Here is an 11,748-nt window from a genome sequence, read left to right as displayed (position 1 = left end):
AACGGTATTTACTTAAATAATTCCGCTTTAAGGTAAGGTCGTTAGTGTTTATTCGCATAAATTATAATTAGCTATTTACAAAGCTAATTCTGTTACCGAATTACTAAACCTTTACAATTGCGAGGAGGAACGACGAAGCAATCTTTCTAACAATGATCGCTAGCAAGAAAGATTGCTTCGTCGGCTGAAAAAGCCTTCTCGCAATGACGAACTTAGCGGCTTATCATTGCGCGAAGATTCTTCTGTCATTCATATTGATTTTTATAAAATAAATTATCCCTCAGGATGACAACACGACTGAAGTTTCCGTGTTTCCGCGTCTCTGTGGCTCAATACTAGGGCTATCGCTAACTGATCATTGGTGAGATTCATTTCCATTATCCATCTTACCTTTTCCATCTCAACTCAAAATTCCCTCTTATTCGTGTAATACCAAAATAGCCTTCACCGTTTTGTTCATCACCTGGTTAACCGTACTGCTGGTAAATAAGCGGTAAATGATATTATGGTGGTGTTTAACCAAACAAAGAATATCGGTGTGATTACTTTTAATAAAGTCCATAATGCCATTTGGGGCGCTGTTGTGCATAATGTAATTAAATTCTATCTCGGTATCTGGTAGCAGCTCCCTGATTCTTTTTTCTCCGGTTTTAATGTGAACTTCATCTGATTTTTCTGCCACATAAAGCACCTGCATTTTTCTTGTTCCCGAGGCTTTTAACAATTCGCTGAGGGCAGTAATATCTTTCGGCGAAAGCACGGTTTCATAATCAGTGGCGAGCGTAATAATCGGAAAATTGGTAAAACTGCTCTCCAGAGGTACAATTAACGTCGGGATTCTCATTTTGGTAACAGCCATGCTGGCGTTACTACCCACAATTCCGCTGATACCTGTAGCACCGGTAATGCCCATTACCAATAATTCTACAGGGTTATTTTCGGTATGTTTGGTAATTACCGTTTTTAAAAAGCCTACATCGCATATGGTTTCGAGTTTTACATCGGTGAGGTTATCTTTCTGACTGATGTTTTCGGCCCATTCTTTTAAAGCAACCCTTTTATTTCTGTAGTACGATTCGATAAAAATGGCATTGTAGGTGCTGTTATTTATACCTTCGGTAGGGTGGATGGCATGAATGGCCACAACTTCCATTTTCAGCGTTTTTGCCATTGCCAATGCATAGGAGAGGGCATTTCCGGCACTTCTTGAAAAATCTGTTGCTACAAGTATCTGTTTCATTTTTTGCAGAATAATATTTTAAATAAACAGGTGAAAAAGCATAAATAACAAAATAGCCAATACAATCGAAACCGGCAAGGTAAGTACCCAGGCCAGACCAATATTTTTAAGCGTATTATTGTTCAGGTTTTTTCTTCCGCCAGAAGCCACCATTGCACCGGCTATCCCGCTTGATAATACGTGTGTGGTACTTACGGGCAAACCAAAAGCGGTACTCAAGCCAATGGTAGAAGCGGCTACAATTTCGGAAGTAGCGCCCTGCGCATAATTTAAATGTTCGTTACCTATTTTCTCGCCAATGGTAACCGCTATGCGTTTCCAGCCGATCATTGTACCCAGTCCGAGTGAAATGGAAATTAAAAGTATTACCCAAAGCGGTGCAAATTCTACCAGTTTCGATAATTCGGAAGCATTATCGTGAAGAAGCTGATCATCAGCCGGGTTAATTACCAGTGTTTTATCTTCCCGCACCGTTTTTACCGAAGCTATAACGTCTTCAATCTGCTTACGGAAAAGATAGGTGTTTTTTTTATCAGTTTCATTTTTAAGCGACAAATGATATTTTGTCTTTTCTATTTTATTCAGTAGTGTGCTGATATCCAATCGCTTGCCATGGTTAAGGCTGGTTGTTTTTTTAAGCACCTGTTCCGTCTGATTCAGCTGAAACAATACTTTATCGTTGGGAATGTGATGGTTTACTGCAAATTTCGCCGGTAAAAAGGCAATCAGGATCAGCATTAATAAACCCACACCTTTTTGTCCGTCGTTGCTTCCGTGGAAAAAACTAACCAGTGTACAGGTAGTAATCAGCAGGCCCCTGATCAATAATGGCGGACGGTCGTTTTCGCCGGTTGGGATGTGAAATAACGCATGATACTTAATTACATGCTTTAAAAAATACATGAGTAATATGGCCAGTCCGAAGCCGATAACGGGCGATAAAATAAGTGATAAACCAATTTCTTCGGCCTTGCCCCAGTTTACGCCATTGCCACCATAGTACCAGGTAAAGGCTAAACCTGTGCCAATCATGGCCCCGATCATGGTATGCGAACTGGAACAGGGGATCCCCAGGTACCAGGTGCCGAGGTTCCAGGCAATGGAAGCCAACAAAACGGCTAAAACCATAGCCGCGCCAACACCAACCGGAAGGTTCATTAAAGCATCTAATGGAACGAGTTTTAAAATGCCCATGGCTACGGCAATCCCTCCGGTAAATACGCCCATAAAATTCCAGAATCCCGACCAGGGAATGGCAATAATGGGCTTAAGTGCCTTGGTATAAATTACGGTTGCTACTGCATTGGCCGTATCGTGAAAACCATTTACAAACTCAAAACCAACTACGGCAAGGAGGCAAACAATAAAAACAATGGCGAGTGAGGTACTTAAATCGGTGTTCCCTAAAAAGGGTATAACGGTGCAGAACGACGGCATAAAATCAGTTTGGGTATTGATGGTGCAGATCTCTTATCTACACTACCCAAATAAATGAATAAGTAACTGATTTAAATCATTTTGAATGTTAAATGATTGTTATCAATACGTTAAAGCAGATGCTGTTTTTTTAACAATTAAGAAAGGTTAGGAATAGCTATATGAGGTGATACAATCGCGATTCTCGTGCATCACCGTTGCAAACGGAGACGATGATTGAATAACAGGTATTATCATTCGAAAAAAACAGGGGAATAACCCATGCACAATGCGCAGGTATCCCCCTATATTATGTTATTATGATTTTTATTTAAAATATTCAGAAAGATCGGTAACAGCGCCGGAGAAATAGGTAGATCTTGTTACTGCAGCTAAATTTTTTGTATCCTTTATAATAAATAACTTCGATTTATTTGCTTCAAAGCTGATTGAACCATACCTTCCTTCGTTTTGTTTAAAAGGAAAAGCTGCATTTACAAATGGTGAGGCGGTGGTGGTGTAAGGAACATTGTTGGTTCCCGCTTCAAATATGTCAAAGCTGTAAATGTAATTCGGTCCGGGCAGGGGTGGGAGTTCAATTGAACTGAACGAGCCATCTTTTTTAAGGGTAAGCCTAAGTTCGGGTGTAACTTTTGTTCCTGCGGTTGTAATGGCGGCAGATGTAGGTTTTGTATAAAAAACAATATCTACATCAACATTTTTAAATTGTGGTGAAAATATGGTTTCAAACTTTGCACTGATCATCATATTGGCAGGATTTGCCGGTGGAGTGAGTTTTACATTATCTGCGATTTTGGTTCCGTCGAAAAAGAAATCAATATTCTGCCTTGCTATTTCAGCCTGGATTGTTTTGGTCAGAAGAATTTCGGTGGTCCCCTTCTTACGGATGGTAATTTCCCTCGTGGTGCCTTTATCAATTAGGATAAAAAAGGTGTTGTTAATGGTACTGGTGCCAGATGATAATACTTTTCCATCTAACAGGAATTCAATTTCGCCGGATAAGGCAAAACCTTTAACAACCAATGAAATGGCACTGTTGTACACTTTGGTTCCATCATAAAAAATACTGATGGTCTGATCAAATGGTACTGCAACCATGGCTTTGGTGAGCAATATTTCTGATGTGCCTTTTTTTCGCACCTTTAGAACAGCATTCTGATCCTTTACAGAAAGCAATGTTTTTACATTAATGCCACCAACAGGCGGGGTAGCAATGATACTGTCTTTATACAAATATTCCAATGCTACATCAGAAGCACCGGTAAGGGTTAACTGAATTACTTTAGCAGGTTCTGGCTGAAGAAGTTCTGCTTTGCGACAGGATAAACCTAAGGCTATAACAGCCGAAAAAAAGAAAAGGGTAAAGATTTTTAGTTTCATAAAAGGGGTAATTATCATTTAAAACAGAAAAGTGCTGTTTTATAAATCAAGAGACCATACCTGAAAAGGTACGGTCTCTTTAGGTAAGAGAGAAAAAATTAGAATACAAGTTTTGACCATGTAGCAGCCCAACCCGGAAGTGTAACCGTAGATGGAGAACCTGGTGTATTGTACCATGGCTGGCTTACACCGAATGAACTTGCGTTGCTTGCATTAACCACTAAATTGTTACCGCCACCATCAACATAAGCACCAACTGCCGCTGTAATTGAATTTGTGAAACCGTGAACAGATGTAGTAGAAATATCTGAAAGACTTGCATTGGCATCAGCATCAAAAGCGATACCGGTGTTGTAACCAGAAACAATTACGTTAGATAAAGTAACTTCCGAACCTCTGCGCTCGCGGATACCATTACGGTAACCTAAACCGGCAATACCTGAAGTATTTTCTGTTCCAAAAATGCTCACATTGATTAATACAGGGTGTGTTTTAGGTGTTAAGCTAAAAGTTGCATCTTCTGCAGGTGCGTTGTTATCTGATTCGATACCGTTAGAATCGCTGGCGCTACCGCTTGTGCTGTGGGTAGAATTTTTATCTGCAATAGCGATACAGTCGCTTAATATACCACTGAAACCATTATCGAAATCGAACTGATCATCGTCAGAAGCTAAGGCAATTAAATTGCTTGCGTTAACTGTACCACCGAAAAATTCGAATCCATCATCTAAACCGTAAGAAACCTGTACGTGATCGATAGTTGTACCGTTACCTACACCGCCTAAAGTTAAACCGTTAACCTCAACGTTTGGAGCCAGCTGGAAACCGGCATACTCAATACGTACATACTGGAAAGTACCACGATTATCGGCATCGTTAGTACCTCCGTAGTGGAATTTAGCTTCGTTAGCCAAACCTTCAATCAGTTTATCACCAACGTTGATGGTTGCATTACCTAAAATAATTGTACCACCAAAATCACCTGGTTTACCTGTTGTGCTGGCATCGCCATCTAAAAGGTAACGGCTTGTAAATACAATCGGATCGGCAGCTGTACCAACTGCATTGATGGTACCATCTTTTGCAATAACCAATACACCGTTTTGTACACCCGGGGTATTAACCGATGCTTTGATGTAAGTACCTGGCTGAATGGTTAATGTTGCACCGTTTCTAACCGTTACTACACCGCTTAATTCGTAAACGTTTCCTGCTGTCCAGGTTACAGAGCTGGTAATGTCTCCGCTAACTGCTACAACCGGTAATGATGATTGAGAATAATCTGCTGCTGAAGTACTGCGGTTGCCAAATGCTGATGAACCACCTTCATTTTTTTTACAAGCTGTAAAAGAAACAGCAACAATTGATAAAAGACCGATTAAGTTTTTGAAATTTTTCATTTTCGTTTTTTGTTTTTCATAGGATCTCATAGGGATGATCCATGTTTTTTAGGTTGATTTTTTTGGTTATTCAGATACAGGAGGCAAGTGATCCGTTGTTTTGCGGAAATAAAAGCCTGTTTGTACCTAAATGGTATGTTTTTTTATATCTTAGTATTTCTGATCGATATCACTAAGCAGATCTGTTAACAGTCCTCGACTTTTAGCAGTAGGTTTTTAAAATAATTCGGGTTTATCCTGATGCGCCGTTCCACTAGAAATGACCGGTTTAAAACGGAGGGTTCTGATACAACCTTTCGTTTTTTTTATGGCTATGCAGGAAACTTTGTTCCTCCTTTCTTTTTAAATGGTGTAACCTTATTTATACTGTTTTTCATGGTCGCATTAAAAATTATAGGTAATGGAAGTACTGTAGGTTCGGCCAAACTTCTGCGAAAATAATACCTGGTCGCCATCATCCAAAGCATTGGTAAAACCTGGTTTCAGGCGGTATTGCTTACTGTAATCGGCGGTTCCGGCAACATATTCAGGATTGCGCTCATAACTGCCGTTATTGTTAAAAATTACAGAAGCCTTATTGAGCAGGTTACCCGCATTTACCTTTACCTCGAACCTGTTTTTGTAAAATTTGTAACTCACCTGCGCATCAATCTGGTCTCTTGGTTTTTCATATTCTATGCGCAGCAGTTCTGCACTTACCATTGTGGTTTTAAGTCCCGATTTGTTGTAAGAAATGTTAAAACCAAAGTGCTCATCAAGGTATTGTAAACCAGCATTTAAGAGGTAAGGCGACTGGCCGTACATGTTTCTTTTTACTTTGGTGCATACTTTAATCTGGCTGCCATCGGGCCCAATTGCATTATATGTTCCCACTACATCTGCCTTTTGCAGGGTTAAATTTCCATATAGGGTAAAGCGCGATAACAGGGGAGTACTGGCAATAAAGCCGAGGTTTTTCCTAAGCTCGAATTCTAAACCATACACTTTAGCTTCATCAGAGTTTAAGATGTAATAAAAGCCACCGTTACCGTTTGATAAGCTGAAAGTAACTTCAACGGGTTTATCAAAGCGTTTATAAAAAGCACTGACTGAGATAATTTCGCCTAAACCCGGAAACCATTCTGCTTTAATATCGAAATTTTTAATCTGTGTACTCGCCAAACCCTCATTGCCAAACTGCGCATCGAACATAGGATCGTACCTGAAGAACTGGCTGTTATCCATTAGTTCCGGTCTGATGGCCGTATTTGAAAAAGCAGCCCTGATGTTGATCTGCCTTGTTGGACTATAGGTAAGATTCGCCGATGGCAACCACCTCCATTTCTTTTCGTAAGGTATTGCAAATGAGCTGATTCCCCTCACGTTGATGTCATTACGCAGCTCGGTATATTTATAATATTCGGCCCTTACACCCCAAACCAGGCGTAGTTTTTCGGCTAAGCGGTTATCCAGCATTACATAACCGGCCTGGGTAGTGCTTTTTCCCTTATAACCGTTTAAAAAGTAATTGTTGATGTAGTAATTGTAACCGTTATTGCCAATTTTGGCCGGATCGATCATCTGTCCGATCGGGATGTACCTTAAACTATCGGCGAGTGCGGGACTGTTTACCAGCGAAGCAATCTGCCAGTTTAGCGATCCTTCTTTATGGATACCGAAATAACCGGCTTTGATGCTGTTGTTTAGCGGACCCGTTTTAAATGGCATGCTTGCATCACCGCTCCATGAGAAATGATGTTCGTTATTGCTGTAGTTATGGCGCGATGTAGGTTTGATATAACCCTCTGTTTGTCCGCTTGATGCGTAAAAATATTCGTAATCGTTACCTGTTTTGGTTAGATATTGCGTGGCAATCCCCAGGTCTTTCTCTTTACGGTCTATTGCTGTCCTCGATAAATTCCAGTCTAATTTTACCTTGCCCAGCTGGTGCTGACCGTTTAATTTATTCTGTAATAAATCCGTGTAGGTAGGATCGTCGGCCTCTACAATGCGGTTGGGTTTTAAGCCTGCATTAAAAAATGCCGTTCCCTGATCCGTATCATATCCAATGGTACGCACCATATCATTGTTAAAAATGTGGGTATAGGTATTGCGGAAACCAAACCTGTTTTTATTCAGCTGTAAGCCAATATTTAGCATGGCACCCAAAGTGGTATTGAACATGTATTTATTACCGGTATTAGTGGTGCCGGCATTCCAATCGCTTCTGGTTTGTTGTTCTATGGTGTTGATATTCTGCGTATTGCGATAGTTTAAAGACGCTGTAAAGCCCAGTTTTTTATTATTGGTGGTATCAATACCGATCAGCCTGCCAATGGTGAACTGATAATTCTGCGAGGGGGAAGTTTTGTATTTGTACATTGTAAAATTATCGTTCGTAAACTTCTGGCTCTGTGTAATCAGCTTTTGTTTATACTGCTCATCAGTAAGGGTGTTATTGGGCGTAATAGTACGGTCGGTATGCTGTAAATCTTCAGGGAATTTTCTCCGGCCATCATCAAAACCCAGGTAATCATTTTTGCCACGCTGATGGCTTAAAAAGTCTTTGCCTGTACTTTGGTCGTTATAGGAAGTACCTGCCGTAAAGCTCATGAAATTTTCTGTCGGGATATCTTTGGTATTGATCTGGATTAAACCACCACCGAAACTGCTGTTCATATCAGGAGTAACTGTTTTACTTACCACCACGTTATCAACCAGACTCGAAGGGATGAGGTCGAAAGAGAAATTGCGGGTCTGTGCTTCGGTGCTTGGCAAAGTGATGCCATCTAATTGTGCCGTATTATACCGTTCGCCAATACCACGTACCAGTACCAGTTTATTATCTATCGAGCTTACCCCGCTGATGCGCTTTAAACTTTCGCCGATGTTTTTATCCGGAGTTCTCGAAATCTGTTCGGCACTGATCCCGTTACTGATTTCGGAGGCATTTTTCTGACGGGTAAGCAAACCTTCAACAGAAGCTTTTTTATAGGTAGCCGTTACCACAACATCCTGCAAGCCTGTTGCATCGGGTTTTAATGAGATATCAAGTGTAGTGGTTTTATCGCTTTTTACGATTACCTCACTGATGCGTTTGGTAGCGAAAGAAATATAGCTGATTTCTACGGTGTAGGTTCCGGGTTCTACATTTATGCTATAACTTCCGTCGCTTGCTGTTTGGGTGGCTTTGCCTGTTTCGATAATCTTTACGGAAGCACCGGGAAGGGTTTCTCCTTTCTCATCGAATATTTTTCCCGATACCCGCCCTGGTTTTACCGGATCTGGTAATTTATAAAGCAATATGGTATTGGCATCAGCAAACCTATACGTTACCCTGGTGCCCGAAAGTATCTTTTTAAGGATAAGCTCAAGGGGCATATTTTTGACCTCAAGGTTTATTGTTCCGTTTTGGCTAAAAATCGATTTGTTATAATTGATGGAAAATCCGGCTTTTTCTTCTAGCAGCGAAAGTGCATCGGGGATATTTTTTGTCGCTATTTTAATGCTCAAACTGGTTTCTTTTGGCGTTTGCGCAAAGCTGCTTGCCATGCCCTGGTTTAATAAAAATGTACATAACACCATAAGGGCTACCAGAGCACGGTAATCCAAATTGATAAAATATTCTTTTATATAGTCGTAAAACCCTATTTTCATAGGTTCAAGATGTTTTTTAATTCTCACGGGTTAAAAACTTTTGTTTTAGGAGCTGGATTGTTCGAGCAATCCGGCTCCTTGTTTATGTTAAGAGGTTTAATTTGTTTTTCGTAGGTATAAATCCGGTTTATGGTGCTTTTTGCAGCACTATAGCATATCGCTAACTCCTCATTGACAGCCCTCCCCCCATACGGTAATTATTTTGTTCACAGTGTCTATTTTATATTTCATTTTTTTGCCGCTCATCACGCGGATTTCTTCCATTATATCGCTAATGCTTTTATTGGTGAACGTGGCATTAAACCTGCATTGATTTAAATTGTTGCCCTTAAGTTCAAAATGAACATTGTAATATCTTTCCAGTGATTTAAGCATGGCTGCTAAGCTTGTATGTTTAAAAGCAAAACTGTTTTTAATCCATGCATTTACCTCCGCAATGCGTTCTGTACGTACTGTATAATTGCCTTCTTTAAGGCGGTAAAGCAGTTTCATGCCCGGTGTAAGGAGCGAAAGTTGTTTTAATTTACCCTCACGGTTTTCTGAAATCCCTACCTTTCCGGTTCTTACTGCAACACTGAAAGTACCATCCTTAGGGTAGGCATAGATGTTAAATGAAGTGCCCAGAACCCTGGTTTGCATGTGCCCGCTGTGTACAATAAACGGACTCTTGATATCGTGTTTTACTTCAAAAAAAGCCTCACCTTCCAGCCGGATATTTCTAAGCTTCCCTTTCACAAAATGCGATGGCCAGGTAAGTTTACTCCCTGCACCCAGATATACAATGGAACTATCGGGCAGCATCAGTTTTACTTTTTCTCCCTTTTGGGTAGTTTTACTTAAAAAGGCAATTGCTAATTCTACCGGCTGCTGTGTTTTTTTATAGGTATACCAACCGAGAGCTGCAGAAATAATCACCACAATTGCGGCAGCATATTTTAGTACAGGGTATAGTCTTTTGCTTTTTGGCTGACCGGCCTCAATTTTATTCCATATTTCATCTAGCCCTTTGTTGGCTTCCGGGGAGTAGTCGGGCAGGATGTTTTGCTTTTTCCATGCTTTTTCCATTATCGCATGAAATTCGCTGTCGCCATTCGCTGGATCGGCGAGGTATTCCATCAGGTTTTTTTCCTGTTCCGCATCGGTTTTGCCCTCCAGGTAAAGTTCAAATAATGTTTTAATGTAATCTTGTTTCACTTTTATGCTTGGTGTTAACGCTTTTATGCTGCGTGCTACAGTATATATGCACGAAAGTTGGGATACAGCTATAGGGGGAGAAGATTTTTTTTAAAAAAGATTTAAAAGTATAATTAAGGCACGGAAACACGGAGAATTTAGCGCAGATTGTCATCCTAAGCGTAGCTGAAGGATCTTTAAGGATGGAAAAGGTAAGATGGATGATGGAATTGAATAGCCAATGATCAATTTACAATGAGCAGTTAGCGATGGTTTTAGTAATTTGAGCCACGGAGGCGCGGAAACACGGAGAATTTAGCGCAGATTGTGATCCTGAACGTTAGTCGAAGAAGCTTTAAGAATGGAAAATGGAAAAGGTAAGATGGATGATGGAATTTTAATGATCAATTAACAGATGAATTAGAAATTAAAATTAACTGTAAATCTTAATGTTCTTAATTCCTTAATGGTGGAATTATTTATTGTATAAAAATCAATATTAGTGACTTTTTTTTAGCAAATGATAGTCTGCAAGAGGTCATCTTTGCTAACAGGATAGATTGCTTCGTCGTTCCTCCTCGCAATGACGACCGTACTAATAATAAGGCTACTAATGGAAGGATCTTTAAGGATGGAAATGTAAGATGGATGATGGAATTGAATAGCCAATGATTAATTTACAATGAGCAGTTACCGATGGCTTTAGTAATTAAGCCACGGAGGCACAGAAACACGGAGAATTTAGCGCAGATTGTCATCCTGAACGTAGCTGAAGGATCTTTTAGGATGGAAAAGGTAAGATGGATGATGGAAATGAATCACCAATAAACAATCACCAATAAACAATGATCAATGAACTAATGACCAATGAACCATTGGCTAATGAACAATTGAACCACTACCATCAATGATATAATCGTTTCAGGAGAATAAGTTTTAAAGTATTTCCGCATAATGCCCAGCGATTTTTTGAGGTGGTTGTTCACCGTGTTTTTAGAAATGCCCATCAACTGCGATATTTCCTCATGCGTATGGTGATCATTGCGGCTCATGAGGTATATTCTTTTTACCTGTGGCGAAAGACTTTCTATTGCTTCCTGTGCCAGCTGTTTCGATTCTTTCGCATCGAGTTCATCTTCAATGGCATTAAAAGATTGCTCTTGCCTTAAACTTTCGCTGCTGTAGGCTTTTTCTCTTGCTTTTTTGCGGAGTGTACCCAGAAAATTATTGCGGATGAGGGTATAAAGAAAAGCGTCAAAATTTTTTTCAGGATCTATTTTGATCCTGTTCTCCCAAAGCCTTACAAAAGCATCCTGTGTAAGTTCTTCAGCTTCTTCCCTGCAACGGGTAAAATGGTAGGCATAACCAAATATCTTTTGACGGTACTTGTGGTAAATTTCGTTAAAAGCAGCCGAATCGCCAGTTTTCACTGCATTCAGGAATTTTATATTTTTAAAATCTTCCAACTTTTCCATGAGTAGC

At 40.1% G+C, this 11,748-nt stretch carries 7 protein-coding genes; all 7 read right to left on the bottom strand.

Annotated elements, in window-relative coordinates; genetic code table 11:
• Positions 1-418 precede the first annotated feature (418 nt).
• Complete coding sequence (locus ABD769_RS24540) at positions 419-1,240, bottom strand: universal stress protein (protein ID WP_344854009.1); 822 nt, start codon at positions 1,238-1,240, stop codon at positions 419-421.
• An 18-nt stretch (positions 1,241-1,258) separates the two neighbouring features.
• Positions 1,259-2,677: an inorganic phosphate transporter gene (locus tag ABD769_RS24535; protein WP_344854008.1), complete on the bottom strand. Its 1,419-nt coding sequence runs from the start codon at positions 2,675-2,677 to the stop codon at positions 1,259-1,261.
• A 306-nt stretch (positions 2,678-2,983) separates the two neighbouring features.
• The gene (locus ABD769_RS24530; RefSeq protein WP_344854007.1) at positions 2,984-4,057 is read right to left on the bottom strand and encodes a hypothetical protein; all 1,074 of its coding nucleotides are present in this window, start codon (positions 4,055-4,057) and stop codon (positions 2,984-2,986) included.
• Between the two features lie 98 nt (positions 4,058-4,155).
• Positions 4,156-5,457, bottom strand: a complete 1,302-nt coding sequence (locus ABD769_RS24525; protein ID WP_344854006.1) for a hypothetical protein — start codon at positions 5,455-5,457, stop codon at positions 4,156-4,158.
• Positions 5,458-5,841: 384 nt separating this feature from the next.
• Positions 5,842-9,093, bottom strand: coding sequence for a TonB-dependent receptor (locus ABD769_RS24520; protein ID WP_344854005.1), 3,252 nt, complete (start codon positions 9,091-9,093; stop codon positions 5,842-5,844).
• Positions 9,094-9,261: 168 nt separating this feature from the next.
• A complete protein-coding gene (locus tag ABD769_RS24515) occupies positions 9,262-10,287 on the bottom strand; it encodes a FecR family protein (RefSeq protein WP_344854004.1) in 1,026 nt (341 codons plus the stop codon).
• 836 nt (positions 10,288-11,123) lie between these two features.
• Positions 11,124-11,741, bottom strand: a complete 618-nt coding sequence (locus tag ABD769_RS24510; RefSeq protein WP_344854003.1) for an RNA polymerase sigma-70 factor — start codon at positions 11,739-11,741, stop codon at positions 11,124-11,126.
• Positions 11,742-11,748 lie beyond the last annotated feature (7 nt).

Source organism: Pedobacter jeongneungensis, assembly GCF_039538295.1.
Classification (GTDB): domain Bacteria; phylum Bacteroidota; class Bacteroidia; order Sphingobacteriales; family Sphingobacteriaceae; genus Pedobacter; species Pedobacter jeongneungensis.
The sequence above is the reverse complement of the archived record's forward strand: the minus strand, read 5'-3'. Positions and strand labels throughout refer to the sequence as shown.

Bases quoted from the DNA above. Each gene is read 5' to 3' on its own strand.
- ABD769_RS24540 (WP_344854009.1), bottom strand. From the start codon at position 1,240: ATGAAACAGATACTTGTAGCAACAGATTTTTCAAGAAGTGCCGGAAAT.
- ABD769_RS24535 (WP_344854008.1), bottom strand. From the start codon at position 2,677: ATGCCGTCGTTCTGCACCGTTATACCCTTTTTAGGGAACACCGATTTA.
- ABD769_RS24530 (WP_344854007.1), bottom strand. From the start codon at position 4,057: ATGAAACTAAAAATCTTTACCCTTTTCTTTTTTTCGGCTGTTATAGCC.
- ABD769_RS24525 (WP_344854006.1), bottom strand. From the start codon at position 5,457: ATGAAAAATTTCAAAAACTTAATCGGTCTTTTATCAATTGTTGCTGTT.
- ABD769_RS24520 (WP_344854005.1), bottom strand. From the start codon at position 9,093: ATGAAAATAGGGTTTTACGACTATATAAAAGAATATTTTATCAATTTG.
- ABD769_RS24510 (WP_344854003.1), bottom strand. From the start codon at position 11,741: ATGGAAAAGTTGGAAGATTTTAAAAATATAAAATTCCTGAATGCAGTG.